Consider the following 19,416-nt stretch of genomic DNA (forward strand, 5'->3'; position numbering starts at 1 on the left):
CCCACCCGCGCTCGGCCTGGTGCAGCGCGGCGTCGGTCCGCTCGAGCATCGAGGCCTCCAGAGCGCGGGTGACAGCGACCCCCGAGACCACCAGCGCCAGCGCGGTCAGGACCACCGCGAGCAGGACCAGACTCACCCGCAGCGGGACCGCGCGACGCCGCGTGGTGGGTGCGGCGGCCGCGGTTGACGACGAGGCGGGCAAGCCCGGCGAACTGGGCATCAGCGCGGTTCGCGCAACACGTAGCCGACGCCGCGGATGGTGTGGATGAGTCTCGGCTCCTCGGTATCGATCTTCTTGCGCAGGTACGACACGTAGGACTCGACCACGCCGCCGTCTCCGCCGAAGTCGTAGTCCCACACGTGGTCGAGGATGCGCGCCTTGGACAGCACCGTCCCGGAGTTGACCATCAGATATCGCAGGAGAGTGAACTCGGTGGGCGAGAGCGCGACGGCCCGGCCCGCCTTGCGAACCTCGTGACTGTCCTCGTCCAGCTCCAGGTCGGCGAAGGTGAGCCGCGAGCTGCGCTCGGCCCCGGACAGCGTGCCCGCGCGACGCAGGATCGTGCGCAACCGTGCCACCACCTCCTCGAGGCTGAACGGCTTGGTCACGTAGTCGTCGGCCCCCAGGGTGAGCCCAGCGACCCGGTCGGCCACGGCGGCCCGCGCGGTGAGGAACAGCACCGGCGCGTCACAGCCGTCCGCGCGCAGCCGCTTGACCGCGTCGAAACCGTCCATGACCGGCATCATCACATCCAGGATCACCGCGTCGGGCCGGAAGCGGCGGGCCTTGTCGATCGCCTCGGCGCCGGTGCGGGCGGTCTCGACCTCGAACCCCTGGAACCGCAGTGAGACCGACAGCAACTCGACGATGTTCTCCTCGTCGTCGACCACCAGCACCCGGGCCTCGGGCCGGGCGGCGGGGGCGTTGCTCGCTGTGGCGTCCACGTGCACAGTATGCCGAGGGATCGTGGCGATTCCCCGGCAGCTCGCTGGCAGGTGGCTGGGAGCCGCGGTCGCTGGCACCTGCACGGGCGGCCCAGCGGGTGGATGAAATCGTGGCGCGGCAGCGGAACTCGTCGTCGTGGTCACGGTTCTGGTCGTGTACCTGGCTCTGGTCGTGGTCTTACCTCGCGCTCGGGAACCCCGCTTGACCTGGGCTGCCCTGCGGAGGGGGTGCAGGGCACCGGAGGGCAGCTCACTTTTCGGAGCGGTTCCGGGAGGAACCGACGACCGCCCGCGCCCCGCTGGGGCAGCATGAGGGGATGACGAAGCCCTCCAATACCCCTGCTATCGCCTCGGCCACCGGCCGGTCGTGGAACGAGTGGGTCGAGATGCTCGAGCAGGCCGGCGCGCGGGAGATGGCGCATTCGGCGATCGCGAAGGTAGCCCTGGGGATGATGCCGGAGTCGGTCGAGCGCGCCGAGTGGTGGGCCCAGGGCACGGCCATCGCCTACGAGCAGCACGCCGGCCTGCGGGTACCGGGCCAGTCGTGCACCGGCGACTTCCAGTTGTCGACCTCGCGGACCGTCACCGGGGACATGGACGCGGCGCTTCAGGCATGGGTGGAGCTCGCCGGAGACCGGAAGGAATTCGGCGGCGTAGAGGTCGAGACTCACCCCGCCACCTCGAGCAGCGAGAAGTGGCGCTACTGGCGGGTCCCGCTGGCCGACGGCACGCGCGTGGCCCTGAACTTCAGCGACAAGAAGAACGGCAAGTCCACGGTGGGGCTGACGCACACCAAGCTCGACTCGGCCGAGGCGATCGAGTATTGGAAGCCCGTCTGGAAGGACCTGCTCGCGCAGCTCTGACTGGCTCGTGGTCGGTCAGGGCGCTCGAGCTGAATGCTCGAGATGAGCCCCTCCGCCAGCCCCGGCCCGGACGGCCCACCGAGCAGTTGAATGCCCGGTGGCGACCGGAACTCATCGTCGTCGTCGCACTCTCCCAGCTCAGAGGCGCGACCACCTCCGTGCCCTGCAACCGGGTTGCAGGGCACCCCAGCTCACGCGGGTGATGTCGAGGACAAACCTGGTCCGCCGCCCGGAGCAGCGAGTAGCACGGCCACGAGGACAGCCGGCCCAGTTGGTCGCCAGAATGCGCGAGAGTCCGCGCGGGGAGCTGCGAGATGTCAAGCAATCACAGCGTGATGTCGACCAACCACAGCAGGCCGGGGCGGTGCGGGGCAGGGCAGGGCGGGGCAGTGTGGGGGTTAGTTCAGCCCGGCGTAGGAGTGCAGGCCCGAGACCACGATGTTGATGAAGAAGAGGTTGAACGCCAACACCACGAAACCCGCGATGTTGATCCACGCCGCCTTCTTGGGGCCCCAGCCGCTGGTCGCGCGGGCGTGGAGGTACCCGGCGTAGAGGACCCAGGAGATGAACGACGCGGTCTCCTTGGGATCCCAGCCCCAGAAGCGGCCCCACGCGCTCTCCGCCCAGACCGCCCCGAGCAGGATGCCCACGCTGTAGATCGGGAAGCCGATCACCGTGGTGCGGTACGCCAACCGGTCCAGGGTTTCGGCGGCGGGCAGCGGCCGGGTCAGTCGCGTGGCCCACCCCTTCTCCTGACCCTGGGGTTGCCACACGCGCAGCAGGTACATGATCGACACGACGCCCGGAATGAGCAGGATGCCCGAGCCCAACGAGATGATCGTCACGTGGATCGGTAGCCAGTACGAGCGCAGTGCGGGCACCACCGGGGCGGCCTCGGAGTACAGATGGGTCCCGCCGAAGAACAGCAGCAGCAACACCGGGGCGAGGACGAACGGCCACGCCACCTGCAACGCGGGCTTGCGCAGGAACACCAGTCCCGTGCCCACCGCGAGAACGGTGGTGGCCAGGATGAACTCGTACATGTTGCCCAAGGGGAAACGGTCGGTCGCCACACCGCGGAGCACCAGCGAGGACGCACTGAACACGAAGGCGATCGTGACGAACAGTTGCGCGATACGCGCCCAGCGCACGTTGCCCGCGGACGCGCGGTCCTCGTCGCCGGTATCGGTGAGAGACGTGGACTCGGTGAGTCCCGGCCCGCCGGCGCCGGCGAGCTGCCTCGGCGAGACCTTCTCCACCCGGAAGCCGGCGTAGTAGATCAGCGAGGCGATCAGCGCCAGGACATAGATGGCGAACGACGTGCGGAACGCCAGGTCGCTGTACGTCGAGAGCGTCTCGTCGATGGGCAGGCCCTGGGCGAGTATCAGAGAGTTCACCGGGTGTCGTCCTTCCGCGGAGCGTCGCCGGCGGTGCCGCGACTGGTTGCAGTGTGTCCCGAGTCGGGCTCCTCGGGCAAGACAGGTGTGACGGCCGCCGCTGCGACGAGCCGGTCCCGGAGCTCGTCGAACTCCGATCCCCAGCCCATCCGGTCCGTCCGGGCGAGGCCCCCCAGGTCGACACGGGTCACCTCGTCGTCGTCGACGGTCACGCGCGCCCAGATGCGGCGGCGCCGCACCATCAGGCTGAGGATCAGTCCGGCCATCATCACCGCGGCCGAGACACCCACCCAGATCTGCGTGGGGTCCTCGGAGACCTGGATGTTGATGAACTCGTCGGCGCCGTCGAACCGGACCTCGGTGCCGTCGGGGAGGGTGGTGGATTCGCCGGGGAAGAGGTTGACGCGCGCCTGCCGCTCGAGGGCGCCGGTCTCGATGAGGTCGGATTCCAGCGAGAAGACTGACTGCGGGCGGCCGGTGTCGAGCCCGGCGTCGCCCTGGTAGACGTCGATCGCCACCGCCGGGTCGTCCATCCGCGGGAAGCGCGAGCTCAGAATGGTGCCGTCGAACGACGCCGTGGGCGCGAACAGGCCCTGCACGGCGATCTGCTGCGTGCGCCGCTCCATCAGGTCCGGGTACAGGCCGGCCGGCGGGTCGAAGCGCATGATGCCCGACGACAAGAACGTCTGCAGCTCGGTGGGCTGCCAGTGCTGAGTGTCCGTGCGGGTCTCGCCATTGGGGAACGTGACGGTGAAGGTGGGCGCGAAGCCATGGCCCTGCAGGTAGACGCGGGTCGACCCGACGCGCAGAGGGTGGTTGACCCGCATCTCGTACGGCTCCCACGTCTGCGGATCGGTGGTCGCGACCTCCTCGGTGAACCGCACGTTGGAGGTGAACATCTCGGCCTGGCCGTTGGGCAGGTAGTCGGCGCGGAAGTCCTCGATCTTGATGCAGAACTGCTCGAGATCCGTGCCGTCGACCAGGAGTCCCGCGCGGAACGTGTCATACGCGCTGGGGGTGGTGTTGCAGAAGGCCGGCGATTCGGCGTTGGCGATGATCACCCGCATGCCCTCGGCGTAGACGAACTTGCCGGCCGCGAAGGTGATCAGCAGGGCGAGCAGGGCGAAGTGGAAGACGATGTTGCCCACCTCGCGCGTGTAGCCGCGCTCGGAGGAGAGCTCGATGGTGCCGGGGACGCGGCCGTCGCCGTCGTTCCGCCGAACCCGCCAGCCCTTGAGCTGGGCCTTGACTTGGTCGGCGGCCTGCTCGGGTGAGGCCGTGGTGCGGTACGCGGCGTGATGGGGCAGGCGCGAGAGGTTGCGGGGAGTGAGCGGCGGGGGCGTGCGCAGCTGCCGGACCAACTCGAAGCAGCGCGGGGTGAGGCAGCCGATCAGCGAGATGAACAGCAGGACGTAGATGGCGGTGAACCACCAGCTGGAGAACACGTCGAACAGCTGCAGGCGGTCGTAGAACTCGCCCAGCCAGCCGTTCTCGGCGATGTAGTCGTTGACGTTGCCCTCATTGAGGCTGCGCTGGGGCAGGAGCGCGCCCGGGATCGCCGCCACGGCGAGCAGGAACAACAGGATCAACGCCGTGCGCATGGCGGTGAGGGTGCGCCATGAGTTGCGCAGGAATGCGGTTGTGGTGCCCAGCGTGGAGCGGGCGGCGGCGGTTCTGGGCTCTGGCATGGGGTCCATCTGCGGTTCGCGGCGCGCCGACCTGTCGCGGCGCCGGTTTGGACCCAGACTAGTCGGGGGCTCCTGAGCGGTTTCTGTGAGGGCTCGGCCCGCCTGACCGACCCACGGGACAAGAACGTGTTCTACCCTCGGGACATGGACCTCCAGGGGTCAGACGAGAGGAGGGGCGATGCCGACCATGCACCCCTGTGAACCGGTGGACGTCGAGTACACCGACACCGCCCGGTTCCGCTTCACCAACAGCGTGGCGATCCCCGCCACGCCGCGACAGCTGTTCGAGATCTTCGTCGACGCCGACTCGTGGCCGCGCTGGGCGGGCGTGATCACCAAGGTGGTCTGGACCAGCGAGCCCCCGTACGGCGTGGGCACCACCCGCACCGTCCACATGCTCGGCGGCCTGGTCGGCGAGGAGGAGTTCCTGGCGTGGGAGCCGGAGCGCCGGATGGCATTCCGGTTCAACGCCAGCTCCACCAAGGGGATCCACGCCTTCGCCGAGGCCTACGACATCGTGCCCACCGAGGGCGGCTGCCGACTCACGTGGACCCTGGCGATGCACGGCAACGCGGCGACCAACCTCTCGCTCACTGCGGTCCGGCCGGTGATGAACCGCTGTTCCGCCGCTTCCTGCGGCGACTCAGCGCCCTGGCGGCCGAGAGGTACCCGAGCTAGTCGTCACTGCAGCTGGTCAACAGCAGGCGCAGCCGCCGCGTCATGTCGTCGACGAGCACCTCCGGATCCTCGGCGCGCTCCGACGCCACCCACTCGGACAACCACACCTGGAGCGCGGAGATCGCCATCCCCGCGGCGATGCGCGGATCGAGGCCGGCGAGCTCCCCCCGGTCCGCCGCGGCCTGCATCCCGGCGGCGATCACCTCGAGGCCAGAGCTCCACACCGTGCGCTGGATCCCGTGGGCGCCCTCCACGCTGCTCGCCCATCCCCCACCGGCCCGGAGGTTCATCTCGAGGTAGGCGGGGTGCGCCGCCAGGAAGAGGAAGACCCGACGCAGTCCGGTGAGCAGGCGCTCGAGTCCCGGCTCCCCGGCGTCGGCCTCGCGCACCGCCTCCAGCAGGGCGTCCATCCGCGTGCGGTGCAGGGCGTCCCAGATCTCCGCCTTGCCGGAGAAGGACTTGTACACGGTGGCCAGCGACAACCCGGCGGTGGCCGCGATCGCGTTCATCGGCGTGGCGGTGAACCCGGCCTTGCCGAACTCGCGCTCCGCGGCGCGGAGGATCTGTCGGCGGTAGCCGTGGAGCTTCTCCTCACGGTCGCCGGTCCTCGTCGTCGTCGTCGTAATCCCTGTGGCCTCCACGGCTCGATGCTACCTTCGCAGAATCGCCATTCTGTTTTTGTGGATGGCGGTTGCCACCTCCTGCCGGTTCGAGCCGAGAACGGAGTCCGCCGATGCCCAAGCCCCCGCTCCCCATGAAGCCGACCGGGTGGTTCCAGGTGGCGTGGTCCGCCGAGGTCCCGGTCGGGCACGTCCATCGGGTCACCGCGTTCGGGGAGGACCTGGTGACCTGGCGGAGCCGATCCGGCCGGGCCACCGTCATGGACGCGTACTGCAAACACCTCGGCGCCCATCTCGGCCACGGCGGCACCGTGGTCGACGAGACCATCCAGTGCCCCTTCCACGGCTGGCAGTGGAACCCGGACGGGCGCAACACCGCCATCCCCTACGCGGACCGCCCGAACCTCGGCCGCAAGATCAGGACGTACCCGGTGGTCGAGCGGAACGAGTCGATCTACCTCTGGCACGACCTCGAGGGCCGCGAGCCGTACTTCGACGTGCCCGACGTCTTCACCAGCTGGGACGACGGCACGCGCGCCGAGGACTACCACCCGTGCCACCCGCGGACCACGCTCGTCGAGGAGCGGCTCCACCTCCATCCGCAGTACGTCCTGGAGAACGGGGTCGACTTCGCGCACTTCGAGTTCGTCCACAAGGTGCCGATCATCCCGGTCTTCACCAGGCAGGACTTCGACCAGCCCGTCTCCTACGTTGACTTCACCATCGCGTTCGAGGGCTCACCGGGGTCGATCGAGGAGGTCGACAGCGGAGTCGAGGCCATCAACGGCGGGCTGGGAGTGGCCGTCACCCGAAGTCACGGGATGGTCGACAACCGCACCGCGACCTGCGTCACCCCGGTCGACGACGAGACCTGTGACGTCCGGTTCTCCGTCTGGATCCGCCGGCGCCCGGACCTGGGCGACGCCGAGTCCGCCGAGCGCGCGGCCAGGCACGGCCGCGGCGTGATCGAGCAGTTCGAGGCCGACCTCGCCATCTGGAGGCACCAGAAGTACTCCGACCCCGCCGCGCTCGCCCCCGGCGAATACGAGGGGTTCACCGCTCTGCGGACATGGGCTACCCAGTTCTATCCCGATCATCCACTCCCCGAAAGGTGACACCTCAGATGACCAGCAGCACCAGTGAGCCCGCCCGCGTGTTCCAGGTCGCCACCGGCAACGTCGGCAGCGAGATGATCAGGCGGATCGGCAGCCACCCGGATCTGGAACTCGTGGGCGTCCACTGCTACACGCCCGAGAAAGTCGGCCGGGACGTGGGCGAACTCGCCGGCATCGCGCCCGTCGGGGTGGTCGCGACCGGCACCGTCGAGGAGATCGTCGCGGCCCGGCCGGACGTGGTGACGTTCCACGGCGTCTTCCCCGACGAGGACCTCTACCTGCAGGTCCTCGAGGCCGGCATCAACATCGTCACCACCGCCGACTGGATCACCGGGCACCACCGCGATCTCAACCATCCGCACCCGTCCGGTCGGTCGTGGCGGGAGATCCTGGACGTGACCGCGAAGGCCGGCGGGGCGACCTTCTACGGAACCGGCATGAACCCGGGCCTCAACCAGATCCTCGGCCTGGTCGCCTCGGCCGACGTGGCCGACATCGAGAACGTCACCACGATCGAGTCCGTCGACGTGTCCTGTCACCACTCCGCCGACACCTGGACGGAGGTCGGCTACGGCAGGCCCGTCGACGATCCCGCGCTGCCGGGGATGCTGCGCAAGTACACCGAGGTGTTCGCGGACTCGGTGTACATGATGGCCGACGCGTTCGACCTCGAGCTGGACGAGGTGGTGTTCGACTGCGAACTGGGCGCCTGCACCGAGGACGTCGACCTGGGCTGGTACCGGCTACCCGAGGGGTCCCTCGGCGGGAGCTACATCAAGTACCTGGGGATGGTCGACGGGGTGCCGCGGATCGAGACCCACCTCGAATGGCAGATGACGCCACTCACCGAGCCCAAGTGGGACATCAAGGGGTGCTACATCACGATGATCAGGGGCGATCCGCAGATCTACAACAAGCACATGATCTTCCCCGCCCCCGGCGTCGACCTCTCCGATCCCGAGGACTTCGCGTCCATCGGCATGACCGTGACCGGGCTGCCCGCGCTCAACTCGATCAGGTCGGTCATCGCCGCGCCCGCCGGGGTCGTGACCAGTGCTGATCTGCCACTGCGGGCGTTTGCCGGCAGGTTCGCGAGGTAACGGGCCGGCGCCGGCCGTCACCAGCGGTAGTCGAGGAACTTCCCGTCCAGGGTGATCACCACGCGGTCTCCGTCGGGGTCCGGGCGCCTCGCGAAGTCCACCGTAAAGTTGATCGCGCTCATGATCCCGTCGCCGAACTCTTCATGGATGAGTGCCTTGAGCGCAGGACCGTACACCGACAGCGCCTCGGTGAACCGGTAGATCGTCGGGTCGGCCATCACCTCCGGCGGAGTCCCTCGGTTCGGTTGCAGGGCCAGGCTCTCCGCCACGGCCTCGTCCAGGCCGAGGAGTGTGCACACCGACCGCGCCTGCTCGGCGGACATCGGGTGTTGGCCCAGCAGGGCCGCGGTGGTCCACACCAGCGGTGCGCCCAGGTGATCGGCCAGTTCTGCCCAGGTGCGTCCCTGGCGGATGCGGGCGGACTCCACGTGGGCGGCGGCGTCGTGTTTGGACATGATGGGGGTCATCGGGGTTCCTCTCGGATGGGGTCATGTGTCGCTCAGACCGAGGCGGGCTCGCGGTCGGCCTCGCGCTCGGCCGGCTCCTCCGGCAGCGGCCGCTGCGCCTTGGTGCGGGCGTGGGTGACGTACAGGGTCAGACCCACAAAGCAGAGCCCGCCGACGAGGTTGCCGATGACGGTGGGGATCTCGTTCCACACCAGGTAGTCGGCCAGCGAGAACTCGCCGCCGAGCATCAGGCCGGTCGGGAACAGGAACATGTTGACCACCGAGTGCTCGAATCCCATGTAGAAGAACAGCATCACGGGCATCCACATGGTCAGCGCCTTGCCGCTCACGCTGGTGGACATCATCGCCGCCACTACGCCCGTCGAGACCATCCAGTTGCACAGCACGCCGCGGAAGAACAGGGTCAGCATCCCGGCCGCCCCGTGCTCGGCGTATCCGAGAGTCCGGGACTCACCGATCTCGCCGAGACGCTGGCCCACCTCGTCCGGGGCGACATTGAACCCGTAGGTGGTGATGAAGGCGATGAGGAACGCCACGGTGAGGGCACCGGCGAAGTTGCCCAGGAAGACCAGGCCCCAGTTCCGGAGCATGCCCCGGACCGTGACCCCCTTGCGCTTGTCCAGCAGTGCCAGCGGGACGAGCGTGAACACCCCGGTCAGCAGATCGAAGCCCAACAGGTACAGGAGGATAAAGCCGACGGGGAAGAGCACCGCCCCGAGGAGCGCGCTGCCGGTCTCGACCGTGACGGTGATGGCGAACGCGGCGGCCAGGCCCAGGATGGCGCCCGCCATGAAGCTCCGGATGAGCGTGTCACGCGTGGACATGCGGACCTTGCTCGCTCCGGCGTCGATCATCGCGCGGGTGAAGTCCGAGGGTTGGACGTAGGACACTTCGTTGCCTCCAGCTGTGCGGCGGGCGTGCGGACGTACCGGAGTGAGTGTGGCCGAGCTATGTGACGCGGTCGTTACCCCGGACCGCACACCGGTAACCGAGCCCTCACCTCGCGCCGGCCGCACGGTGAGGTGCGGGTTCAGCCCGCGGTGGAACCGAAATGGGTGTCGCGCCGTCAAACACTGTGACGGCGCGTGAGAAAGGACCGGAGTGGGGTACACGATCGGCCGGGTCAGGCGGTGGGATGCCGGGGGCGCGACGACGGCGAGGTCTGCTGTCGCCGAGCGGGAGGCACTGGTTGTCGAGGCACGGACGGCTCTGGCTGCCGGGAGATCAGCGCTGGACGGGGGCTGGGACGGCGTTGCGGCCGACGCGGTCCTGGACGCCGCCGAGGGCGAGAAGGTGCACGTCACCAAGCTCGCGGACGGGCTCGGGGATCTGGCCGACGCCCTCTCCCGGGCCGCCGCCGCGTTGGGGCCGGCGGTGCAGACGGTTCGCGATCGGATCATCGAGGCCGAGGCCGCCGGGCTCGTGGTGGGCGAGGACTCCGTGGGGCCGGCTGCCGGTCGCGACGAGATCACCCAGGATGTCGTCGACGGGCATGTCGAGGCGCTCGGCCAGGCGTTGGCCACCGTCGGGTCGTTGGATCAGCACTATGGCCGGGAGATCGACGCGGTTGCCGGGATGATGTATCGGGCCATCCCGCCGGAGGTGGACAGGGGCCCTATCCCGGGGCCGGATGCGGTTGTCCTGGGGACCGCGATCACCGCCGCGACCGGGGCCGTGAAAGGAGGGGCGTTTGCTCTCGCGGATGAACTCGATCCCGAGACGCGGGGCAGACACAAGGCCGATCCGATGCCCGACGACGCCGGGCGTCGGGCCGCCGGACTGCTTCGGCGAGCCGGCCGGCTCGCCGGGCCCGCGGGCGGGGGGTTCACGGCGTACGAGGGCGTCACGGGGTATGCCAGGGGAGAGACCACTGCCGCGGAAGCAATTCTCGAGACGGGCGGGGCTCTCGGCGGCGGCATGGCCGGCGGAGCTCTTGCCGGAGCGGCTGCGGGGTCGTTCTTCGGGCCTGTGGGCACGTTCATCGGGGCCGGGATCGGCGCCGGGGTCGGTGCGTGGGCGGGACAGGAAGTCGGCGGCGCGGTGCACGATGCCGTATACGACGCCGGCCCAGATGCGGAAGGAACCGAGGATGGCAACTGAGCCGGACGGTTGCCCGGCCGAGGAAGGCGATCCGCCGTTCTCACGCTGGGCCGACATCAAGAAGCGTTTCGTGGCGAGTTTGTGGCATGACATACAGAACCGGACGCAGTTCCTCCTGGGGGTCGCACTGTTCATCGTCGGCCTGGTCTGGGCGGCGTACTTCTAGTGGAACTCGCTCGGCCATGCCGGCTGCGGCCGCGTGCCAGGGGTTCCCGCGCCGGGGGTTCCCGCGCCGGGGTCGCGGTCGTATGATTTGCATGATGAGCGGCATTGATGATAAAAGACGCCTCCTGGTCCTCACGTCGTGCGCGCAGGCCAGGGCGACGTGACGGGCGAACCCGGACTGCTGGACCGGTACCTCATCGAGAGCCAGGTATCCGGCGGCCGGGTCGCGATCATCGAGCACATCGTGAACCCCAGGACGTTGGCCGCCCCGATGCACCGGCACAGCCGGGAAGACGAGTACACATTCGTGCTGGCGGGCACCATCGGCTTCATCGAGGAGGGCGTCGAGATCACGGCGACGCCGGGGGACCTCCTGGCCAAGCCGCGCGGTCGCTGGCACACGTTCTGGAATGCTGGCGACGACGAACTCCGTGTGCTCGAGATCATCGTGCCGGGCGGCCTCGAGGCATTGTTCCGCCGCCTCGCCGAGCCGGGAGGGGGTACTCCCCCGATACGCTCCCCTCGCTCGCTGCCGAGTACGGCGCGGAGATCGACTTCGAGGCGACGATGCCGCTGGTGGAGCGGCACGGGTTGGCGTTCTAGGAGTGGACGTCGGTCGGGCAAGGGCCCGCCGTCATGATCCAACGATTGGCCGTCCGACGACCCGGCCGACATAGGCGGTCTCCTGCTGCTGCTCTTGTTCGGCGGCGGCATCGTCGGGAGGCGGCGTTCGCCCCAGGACTGCGGGAGCAACCTTGACCGGTTCCCCTATGATCTCCGAGGTGTTGGTGGCGTTGGTCAGGTACCCGGCTGGCGTGTGACCGCGTCGGCCCTCGTTCTGTCCGGCCCCTGCCGCGCCCATCATGCCCATCGGCATCATTCCTGCGCGGCTGGCTTGAGAACCACCATGTGACGACGAGAACGCCCCTGCGGGTGCTCCCGCGGGTCCCGAGCCTGCCGACATGCCGCCGCCCGGTACTCCTGCCGTCGGTCCGCCGGTTCCGAAGCCGCCCGGGCTCCCGAAGCCCGCCAGGGTGCCTGCGCCACCCATCCTGGCCGCCCCGGCTCCTGCTCCCGCACCCCCGGCGCCTCCGCCGAGCATTCCGGCAGCGGTACCGAAGCCGCGATCACGCTGGGATCCGTTGCGGATCCCCCGCGCTCTCGCGGCGCCCCCGCCTGCTCCTATCGGCTGCCCGTTCGCTCCCGTGATCGGTGCGAACGGGGTGGCGGCGGGATGGGTCGAGGCGTTCACGCCGGCTGCATGTGTTCCGCCGGCGTTCGCACCCCCCGCAGCTGTCTGTCCGGTGGCGGCGGCCACCGCTCCCCCGCCGTCGACCGCGCCGTTCCGCGAGGTCAGAAGCGCTTGCTCGGTGGGGGCGTCGGTTGCGGCGGGCAGGCTCGTCGTCGTCCCCGTGCCAGCACCTGCGCCGACCGCGGGGACTCCGGCCGGATTCCCTCCTCCCCCGGCGGCGGCGAGGGCGGCGTGGCCGGGTGCGGCCGGACCAGCGGGTCGGACGACCCCGTCCACGTTCCAGGCCGAGACCAGGTCGAGTCCACTCGCGCCACCCAGCGCCGACGTCGAGATCACGCGGTACGGGCTGGGTATGTCCAGGTCGGCGAGGTTGGCGTCCATCACCGCGGGGCTGTAAACGGTGTTGACGATCGCTCGTGCCTGTTCTTCGGCGGCCTCCTGGGCTGCGGCCATCGCGGCAGCGGATTCGAGGGTCGGAGGGCCGTGGAGGTAGCCGAAGCCCGGGGTGTTGACCTGGGCGGCCTGGAGCGTTGCGGACTCCTCGCCGATCCGCGACTTGGTGGTGCTGAAACCGTCCTCGGCGGTGCTCGCCTTGGTGGCCACCACTTCGAGGACCGTGGCCAGTCTGTCTACCGATTCGGTGAACGATCCCACCGAGGTGCTGGCCTGGGTAGCGAACTCACCCTGCCACTGGCTGCCCAGTGCGTTGCCCAGGCCGCTGCGAAGGTTTGCCGCTGCCGTGTGGAGGCTTGTCGCGACGGTGCTGACTCGATCCCGCACCTGCTGGAACTGCGCCGGATCCAGAGCCTGTGCCCCGGAGACCATCTTCGCCAGTGGGGCGCCCGATACCTCCTCGGGTCCCACTCGGTCATACCCGTGCAGCGTGCTGGTCCCGTCGGCTGAATCGAGAATCGCGGTCGTCGATCCAAGCGAACCCAACAACCCCAAACTCTGCAACCCGGCCGGCTCCTGCGCCGCCTTCCCCAGCGCCGCCGCCACCGCCTCATCCTGCGCCTCGATCAACCCACCGGCGGCGGCGAAGAGCATGGCCATGGCCTTCGCCTGATCCACATAGCCGTTGAGCAAGGTTCGCAGGTCTTCTCCCACGAATAGCGAATACACGGTGCCGATTTGCCGGGCGGTGTCGAAGGCGCCGAGCGATGAACCCTGACCGGCAATCATCCCCCCAGTAAGGTCCTGGGTCACTTCGTTGATAAAGTCGCCGCAGCGACTAACGCACAATTCAGCGACTCCCGGTTCAAGATGGACGGTCACTGAATGTCTCCTTCGGGAACAAAGTCGATAAGTGGGAGTATCGCCTGATCGATAACCTCACACGCCTTCGAAAGGCTATCGCCTTTAAATTCATTGAGGCCCGTAACTAGGTCTAACCGCATCCAAACAGCGCCACGAGAGGTGAAGAATAGCTGAACGCAAGAACTATTAAACAGGTCTCCCTGATCAGAGAGTCGAAGACCAGTTCTTCCGCTAACGCGCGCTTGGGCGTTCTCTACATTGAATGTATTATCGGCAAGGTAGTCATTACGAGATTTCCACGTCGCCAAGAGACTGAGTTGCGCTTCATCGTTTCCCCATCCGCAGGAGATGAGCGAACCAGGTTCGCGGTTATAGAACTTCGGTATTTCGGCCACAATCGAACCGACCCCCTGCTCCACCGCCTCGATGGGAATTTCGGCACACGGGTCGAAGAGAGCGGGCCGCTGCTCTATCGGCAGATCCCAGGGGTTGATCGTCTCCTCGGCGGCCGCTGGGCTCGTCGTCGTCGCCTGGTCGTTGTCCTGACTCACTCCGCACGCGGACATCACCGCGCAGGCCGCGAGCGCGGCGGCTGGTCCTCTTAATGTCCCCACGATCTGTTTGACGCCCCGACCAACCAGATGGTTCCACCCGATTCGTGACGGCTCCTCCGAAGAATCCGTTCGGCGATGGAACCGGCCGCTGACGTGCCCCGTCGTACCTGGTGACGGAACACGAGTCACAGGAGGAGATCGGGTGACTTACTCGGCGGGCGCGGTGCGGCTATGGGACCCCCGCGGCGTGACGACGGCGCGTGTGACCAGCGCCGGTCGGCTCGCCATCGCCGAGGAGGCGCGCGGGGCCCTCTCCGAGGGGCGCCACAGCCTCGCCATGGGTTGGGAGGGCGTCGCCGCTGACGCGGTGCTGCATGCCGTCGACTCCGAGCTGCGCCACATCGACGCGCTTGCCGGCCATCTCGACGACCTGGTCAAGACCCTTGAACAGGCGGGTAATGCGCTCGACCCTGCGGTACAGGTGGTTCGCGACCGGATCTCCGAAGCCCAGGCTCGCGGCCTGGTCGTCCGCGATGATTCGCTCGCGCCCGCTGCCGGCCGCGACGACATCACCCAGGCCGAGGTCGACGAGTATGCCGGGGCAATCGAAGAGGCTCTGGACGTCGTGGCCTCACTCGACCAGCACTACGGACGCACACTCGACGAAATCGCCGCGCGCTTGCACGACGCGATCCCACCGGAGCCCAACAGGGGCCCGATCCCCGGCCCGGATGATCCTTGGCCCGGCGTCGCCGTCGACGCGCTCACCCGCGCCATGTCCGCGGGGCTCCCCAGGCGCGCCGACGAACTCGACCCCGTCACCCGCGGTCGGCATGTTCTCAACCCCGCCCCCGACGACTACGGCCGGCGGGCCAGCGCCGGACTTCGCTTCGTCGGGAAGGTCGCGGGCCCCCTGGGCACCGGGATGACGGTGTACGACGGCGTGAATCGGTTCGCCCGTGGCGAAGGAAGTGCCTTCGAGATCGCTACGGAGACCGGTGGCGCCTTGGGCGGCGGAATGGCGAGCGGGGCGCTGCTCGGAGCCAGTGGCGGCTCCTACGCCGGCCCCTACGGCGCACTCGTCGGGGCCGGCGCAGGGGCAGCGGCAGGATCCCCCATGGGCAAGAAGTTCGGCGAACTGGCCTACAAATCGGTGACCGAACATCATGACCTGCTGCTCCGGCAGTACCACTACGCGATCTAGAAAGGAACCCGGATGGACCACACCCAGAACGAAAGAGAACCTGCAGACGTCGGCGAGGGGGCCGAGGCGGACACGGACATCGACCCTCAACTGCAGCGCTGGGAGGAATTGGACCGCCGGGTGGCCTATCGCAGACAGCAGCTCAAGTCCGTGATCCAACCGTCCGACGTGGTGACCCTCATCGCGGCAGTCGTGATCTTCTACCTGTCGCTGGCCTGGTTGTTCATCTCGCCGATGATCAAGGCGTTCTGGCCCTGGTAACGGCCTCCGGATCGGTCGATACGCCGCGTGAACTGCGTCGACGGACAATGTCGTACCCGGGTGATCTAATCGAACACATGAGCGATAACGGGAACGGCGACAGCGTGGGTGGAGAGTTGCGGGCGATCCTCGCCGCACTCGATCTGCACCTACAACGCGACTGGACCGACACCTCCTCGACGCAGCTGCACGCCGAGCTCGTCGCGCTCGAACAGGCCCAACGCCGGATCCGCGCGACCCAGGCCCGGGTCATGGCCGCGGCCCGGGAATCGGGCACCGCCCGCCAGATGGGCTTCGTCAACGACCGCCAGATGCTCACCGGCGGCCTGGGTCTGGCGCCCGGGGAGGCCCGCGGACGCCTCGACGATGCCGGGATCGCCGACTCCGCTCGCATGCGCGCCAGCGGTGCCGGCACGGTCTCGGCCGGGCAGCTGAGGATCATCGGTAAGGCGCTGGCCGCGCTGTCGGATGAGTGTGACGACGAGGTGCGCGATCGCCTGGAACAGCAACTGCTCGAGGCTGCCGAGAAGTCCACCACCCGGCAATTGCAGGAGCACGCGCACCAGCTACTCGACACCCTGGACCCGGGCCGCACCGAACGAGGCGCCGAAGAGCGGGCGCGCCGCAGGTCGGTCTCCTGCGGGGGCCAGGGACTGGACCTGATGGCCAGCGCCAGCATGACCATGGACCCGCAACTCGCGGCCCTGATGCGCGAGGTCCACGCCCGCTGGGGCCAGCCCGGCCGGCTGTGGCCTGACGCGGACGCACCAGACACCCGCACCGACGGCCAACGCATGCACGACGCGATGGTCCACGCCCTGCACCTGGCCCTGTCCGCCGACGCCCGCAAGACCGGAGCGCCGGCGGCGATCGTGGTGCGCATGGACCTCGATCAACTCACCACCCTGGCCGGCTGCGGCCAGACCGACGGGGGTATCCGCGTTCCCGTGCCCCAGGCGCTGGCGATGGCGCGCGGCAACCACTGGTTCCTCGCGCTGTGCGACCAGGAGCTGGACCTCAGGCTCTACCGCAGCCGCAGGACCGCCTCTCGATACCAACGGCTCGCCCTGTTCGCGGCGTACGGTGGCTGCACCCACCCGGATTGCGACCAGGACGCCAGACACTGCGAAGCGCACCACAGCGGATCACCCTGGTCAGCCGGAGGACTGACGAACATCGATCAACTCGCACTGGCCAGCGGCGACTGCCACGCCATGATCCACGACACCGGCTGGAGCACGATCCCCGACCGCACCGCGCCGCAGGGAGTCCGATGGATCCCGCCCGCCGGCACACCGCGGGCCGCCGACCCGCCGCCGGCCAAGGCGGGACCGCCACCGCTGACGTCACTCGAGGCGCCGATCCTGCCCTTCGGGCTCCTTCGCGACCTCGACCATGCCATCCACGCACGCCTCCGCGCGGCCGGCATCGTCGAGGAGGCCGCGTGACCGCGGGGGTTGTCAGGCGCCGCTCAGATGGGCAGGGTGGTGTCCGAGATGGCGAAGTCCCGGAGCCAGTCGATGAACAGGGCCCACGCGCCGGAGAGCAGCAGCAGGCCCACGATGATCAGCATGACGCCGCCGAACACCTGGATCGCGCGGGTGTGCTTCTGCAGCCACCCGACGGTCCGCATCGCCCAGGTGGAACCGAAGGCCACCAATACGAAGGGCAACCCCAGTCCGAGGCAGTACGCCACGATCAGCAGCACGCCTCGAGCGGCGTCGACACCCGTGCCCGCGGCCACGGAGAGCGCCGCGGCCAACGTCGGGCCGAGGCACGGCGTCCAGCCCAGCGCGAAGACGGCGCCCAGCATCGGCGCGCCGACCCACGTCGAAAGCGCCTTGGGCTGCATGCGCGTATCCCGCTGCAGGGTGGGCACGAGACCGATAAAGACGAGCCCCATCAGGATCGTCACCACGCCGCCGAGGCGCTGCAGCAACTCCTGCTGGGGCGCCAGGTACTGCACGGTGCCCAGCACCATGGCGCTGAGCGCCACGAAGACCACGGTGAACCCGCCCACGAACAGCAGCGATGCCACCACAACCCGCGTACGCGAGGAACGGCGGGTGCGGCGTTCCTCCAGGGTCATCGTCGCCGTGGCGGCTCGTTGGCGCTCCGCGGCGGCAACGGTGACCGGGGGACGGTCGGCGCCCACGACACTGGCCAGGTACGCCACGTAGCCGGGCACAAGTGGGATCACGCACGGCGAGGCAAAGGACACGAGCCCTGCCAGGACACATGCGCCCAGCGCCAGCAGGATCGGGCCGCTGGCCACGGTCTGCTGGAAGGTCTCGCCCACGCTCTGCGCGAGAAGGATCATCTCCGGGTTCACACCGGCTCGACCTCCTCGGCCAGGATCGCGGACACGGTGTCCCGCAGCTTGTCATCGGTGATCTCGGCCAGGTACACGGCGGCGACCCGGTGTTGCTTGTCCAGGATGATCGTCGCCGGGACGACGGACGTCGGGAAGCCGCGCAGTGCGGCCACCGCGGCGTTGCTCGGATCCCAGATCGAGGGGAACGTGATGCCGTTGTCCTCCACAAAGTCGACGGGCTTCTGCCGGTTGGGGTCCCGCAGGTTGATGCCGAACACGGTCGCGCCCTGCGGTTCGAACTCCTCCTGCAACCGCTGCAGATCGTCGGACTCGGCGCGACACGGGCCACACCACTGGCCCCACAAATTGAGGATCACGACCTGCCCCTCAAAGTCCTCCTGGACGTTGAGCGTGCGATCGGGGTCCATCAGATCCGGGCCGGTGAGAGTCGCGACAGGTTTGCGCTCGGATGGGGGGTCGTAGTTGATCTCCAGCTGGCCGTCCGGGCTGACGAACTCGAACGTCTCGGGGCCCGTCACCACCGCGTCCGTGCTGGTTGCGCACGCACCGGTGACGAGGGCGACTGCGAGGAGTAGGGCGCCGAGGGCGGTCTTGGGGTGACGCATGGCTCAGGCTCCTGTCTGCGACGGGTCGGACGCACCCGCCGGTTCGGTGTAGACGATGTCACGCAGCGTGGTGCCCTCGAAGACCAGAGAGGTGATCGAGGCCAGCGAACACTGCCGCGAACGGGGGTCGTGCCACAGTCGGCGGCCCTCGAGGAACCGTCGCGTGGTGTACACGGGCAGCTGGTGGCTCACCAGTACCGCCTCGTGGCCGCGGGCGGTGTCGAGCGTGGAGTACACGGCCCCGATCATCCGGTGCGCGATCTGCAGGTACGGCTCACCCCACGAGGGCCGCAGCGGGTTGACCAGGATCGGCCAGTACCGCGGGTTGCGCAGCGCCCCGCCCCGGCCGCCGACCTTGTTGCCCTCGAAGCGGTTGTCTGCCTCGATGATGTCGGCGTCGATCCCCACCGGCAGGCCCAACGCCTCGGCCAACGGGGCGGCGGTCTCCTGGGCGCGCTGCAGCGGCGAGGCCACGATCGACACGATGTCGTGCCCCTGCCCGAGTGTGCGTGCCACGGTCTCGGCCTGACTGCGCCCCAGCTCGGAGAGCCGGATGCCCGGCAGCCTGCCGTACAGCACTCCGTCGGGGTTGTGCACCTCGCCGTGCCGGACCAGGTGGACGATGGTCTGCGTCTCGGTCCCGCGGGCCGACGAGTCACGAGGTGCCGACGACGACGACGACGAGACCGGCTCGCCCGGAGCGGAGATCGTTCCGGGCGCGGCCCCGTACGCCTCGGCCCCCTCCTGCTGCTGCGGTGCGGAGGCCTCAACGGGGCGCGCGGTGGCCGCGGACCCGCCCAGCGAGGGCGG

The 19,416-nt window shown here is 68.9% G+C and carries 20 protein-coding genes and 2 pseudogenes; 10 read left to right on the top strand and 12 right to left on the bottom strand.

Annotated features, from left to right (window positions below; translation table 11 throughout):
- Nucleotides 1-220 (bottom strand): annotated as a pseudogene (locus G6028_RS12140) (two-component sensor histidine kinase); the annotation flags it as partial.
- The gene (locus G6028_RS12145) at nucleotides 220-951 is read right to left on the bottom strand and encodes a response regulator transcription factor (RefSeq protein ID WP_422110535.1); all 732 of its coding nucleotides are present in this window, start codon (nucleotides 949-951) and stop codon (nucleotides 220-222) included. The pseudogene G6028_RS12140 and the gene G6028_RS12145, both read right to left, overlap by 1 nt.
- Nucleotides 952-1,262: 311 nt before the next feature.
- Here G6028_RS12145 and G6028_RS12150 point away from each other — a divergent pair, with 311 nt between their 5' ends.
- A complete protein-coding gene (locus tag G6028_RS12150) occupies nucleotides 1,263-1,808 on the top strand; it encodes a hypothetical protein (RefSeq protein ID WP_182659012.1) in 546 nt (181 codons plus the stop codon).
- Nucleotides 1,809-2,206: 398 nt separating this feature from the next.
- On the opposite strand, the gene ccsB is transcribed toward G6028_RS12150, so the two are convergent.
- The gene (ccsB, locus tag G6028_RS12155) at nucleotides 2,207-3,205 is read right to left on the bottom strand and encodes a c-type cytochrome biogenesis protein CcsB (protein WP_017835842.1); all 999 of its coding nucleotides are present in this window, start codon (nucleotides 3,203-3,205) and stop codon (nucleotides 2,207-2,209) included.
- A complete protein-coding gene (gene resB / locus G6028_RS12160; protein ID WP_182659013.1) occupies nucleotides 3,202-4,893 on the bottom strand; it encodes a cytochrome c biogenesis protein ResB in 1,692 nt (563 codons plus the stop codon). The genes ccsB and resB overlap by 4 nt, the downstream gene beginning before the upstream one ends.
- Nucleotides 4,894-5,080: 187 nt before the next feature.
- Here resB and G6028_RS12165 point away from each other — a divergent pair.
- A pseudogene (locus G6028_RS12165) lies at nucleotides 5,081-5,452 on the top strand (SRPBCC family protein); the annotation flags it as partial.
- A gap of 115 nt (nucleotides 5,453-5,567) precedes the next feature.
- On the opposite strand, the gene G6028_RS12170 reads toward G6028_RS12165, so the two are convergent.
- Nucleotides 5,568-6,212 carry a TetR family transcriptional regulator gene (locus tag G6028_RS12170; protein ID WP_182659014.1) on the bottom strand — a complete coding sequence of 215 codons (645 nt, stop codon included), beginning with the start codon at nucleotides 6,210-6,212 and terminating at the stop codon, nucleotides 5,568-5,570.
- Nucleotides 6,213-6,304: 92 nt separating this feature from the next.
- On the opposite strand from G6028_RS12170, the gene G6028_RS12175 reads away from it, so the two are divergent.
- Both G6028_RS12175 and G6028_RS12180 read left to right on the top strand, forming a co-directional pair.
- The gene (locus G6028_RS12175) at nucleotides 6,305-7,306 is read left to right on the top strand and encodes a 3-ketosteroid-9-alpha-monooxygenase, oxygenase component (protein ID WP_182659015.1); all 1,002 of its coding nucleotides are present in this window, start codon (nucleotides 6,305-6,307) and stop codon (nucleotides 7,304-7,306) included.
- A gap of 8 nt (nucleotides 7,307-7,314) precedes the next feature.
- Nucleotides 7,315-8,406: an NAD(P)H-dependent amine dehydrogenase family protein gene (locus G6028_RS12180; RefSeq protein ID WP_182659016.1), complete on the top strand. Its 1,092-nt coding sequence runs from the start codon at nucleotides 7,315-7,317 to the stop codon at nucleotides 8,404-8,406.
- Nucleotides 8,407-8,423: 17 nt separating this feature from the next.
- Here the strand turns inward: G6028_RS12180 and cynS are convergent, their stop codons facing one another.
- Together cynS and G6028_RS12190 are read right to left on the bottom strand one after the other, a co-directional pair.
- Nucleotides 8,424-8,873, bottom strand: coding sequence for a cyanase (cynS, locus tag G6028_RS12185; protein ID WP_182659017.1), 450 nt, complete (start codon nucleotides 8,871-8,873; stop codon nucleotides 8,424-8,426).
- 32 nt (nucleotides 8,874-8,905) lie between these two features.
- Nucleotides 8,906-9,763 (bottom strand): formate/nitrite transporter family protein, encoded by an 858-nt coding sequence (locus G6028_RS12190; RefSeq protein ID WP_182659018.1) that lies wholly within the window; start codon nucleotides 9,761-9,763, stop codon nucleotides 8,906-8,908.
- A gap of 211 nt (nucleotides 9,764-9,974) precedes the next feature.
- Between G6028_RS12190 and G6028_RS12195 the strand changes: the two genes are divergently transcribed.
- The 3 genes from G6028_RS12195 to G6028_RS12205 all read left to right on the top strand — a co-directional run bounded on the left by G6028_RS12195 (nucleotide 9,975) and on the right by G6028_RS12205 (nucleotide 11,778).
- Nucleotides 9,975-10,973 carry a hypothetical protein gene (locus G6028_RS12195; protein ID WP_182659019.1) on the top strand — a complete coding sequence of 333 codons (999 nt, stop codon included), beginning with the start codon at nucleotides 9,975-9,977 and terminating at the stop codon, nucleotides 10,971-10,973.
- A complete protein-coding gene (locus G6028_RS12200; protein ID WP_182659020.1) occupies nucleotides 10,963-11,139 on the top strand; it encodes a hypothetical protein in 177 nt (58 codons plus the stop codon). Before G6028_RS12195 ends, G6028_RS12200 begins: the two co-directional genes overlap by 11 nt.
- 138 nt (nucleotides 11,140-11,277) lie before the next feature.
- On the top strand, nucleotides 11,278-11,778 hold the full coding sequence (locus G6028_RS12205) for a cupin domain-containing protein (protein WP_338404210.1): 501 nt from the start codon (nucleotides 11,278-11,280) through the stop codon (nucleotides 11,776-11,778).
- Here the strand turns inward: G6028_RS12205 and G6028_RS12210 are convergent.
- Together G6028_RS12210 and G6028_RS12215 are read right to left on the bottom strand one after the other, a co-directional pair.
- Complete coding sequence (locus G6028_RS12210; protein ID WP_182659021.1) at nucleotides 11,773-13,512, bottom strand: WXG100 family type VII secretion target; 1,740 nt, start codon at nucleotides 13,510-13,512, stop codon at nucleotides 11,773-11,775. The genes G6028_RS12205 and G6028_RS12210 overlap by 6 nt on opposite strands.
- 149 nt (nucleotides 13,513-13,661) lie before the next feature.
- Nucleotides 13,662-14,390, bottom strand: a complete 729-nt coding sequence (locus G6028_RS12215) for a DUF3558 family protein (RefSeq protein ID WP_338404211.1) — start codon at nucleotides 14,388-14,390, stop codon at nucleotides 13,662-13,664.
- 73 nt (nucleotides 14,391-14,463) lie between these two features.
- On the opposite strand from G6028_RS12215, the gene G6028_RS12220 reads away from it, so the two are divergent.
- From G6028_RS12220 to G6028_RS12230, 3 genes are all read left to right on the top strand, one after another.
- Nucleotides 14,464-15,405, top strand: a complete 942-nt coding sequence (locus tag G6028_RS12220) for a hypothetical protein (RefSeq protein ID WP_338404212.1) — start codon at nucleotides 14,464-14,466, stop codon at nucleotides 15,403-15,405.
- 12 nt (nucleotides 15,406-15,417) lie between these two features.
- Complete coding sequence (locus G6028_RS12225; protein WP_182659024.1) at nucleotides 15,418-15,666, top strand: hypothetical protein; 249 nt, start codon at nucleotides 15,418-15,420, stop codon at nucleotides 15,664-15,666.
- A 77-nt stretch (nucleotides 15,667-15,743) separates the two neighbouring features.
- Nucleotides 15,744-17,114 (top strand): HNH endonuclease signature motif containing protein, encoded by a 1,371-nt coding sequence (locus G6028_RS12230; RefSeq protein WP_182659025.1) that lies wholly within the window; start codon nucleotides 15,744-15,746, stop codon nucleotides 17,112-17,114.
- Nucleotides 17,115-17,137: 23 nt separating this feature from the next.
- On the opposite strand, the gene G6028_RS12235 is transcribed toward G6028_RS12230, so the two are convergent.
- The 3 genes from G6028_RS12235 to G6028_RS12245 all read right to left on the bottom strand — a co-directional run.
- Entirely contained in the window at nucleotides 17,138-17,998 is an 861-nt protein-coding gene (locus tag G6028_RS12235; RefSeq protein ID WP_370650904.1) for a cytochrome c biogenesis CcdA family protein, read from the bottom strand.
- Entirely contained in the window at nucleotides 17,995-18,606 is a 612-nt protein-coding gene (locus G6028_RS12240) for a TlpA family protein disulfide reductase (RefSeq protein WP_182659026.1), read from the bottom strand. The genes G6028_RS12235 and G6028_RS12240 overlap by 4 nt, the downstream gene beginning before the upstream one ends.
- 3 nt (nucleotides 18,607-18,609) lie before the next feature.
- Nucleotides 18,610-19,416 (bottom strand): histidine phosphatase family protein (locus G6028_RS12245; protein WP_479682429.1); only part of this gene is annotated, 807 nt, incomplete at its 5' end.

This window comes from Dietzia cercidiphylli, assembly GCF_014145145.1.
GTDB classification, from domain to species: domain Bacteria; phylum Actinomycetota; class Actinomycetes; order Mycobacteriales; family Mycobacteriaceae; genus Dietzia; species Dietzia natronolimnaea.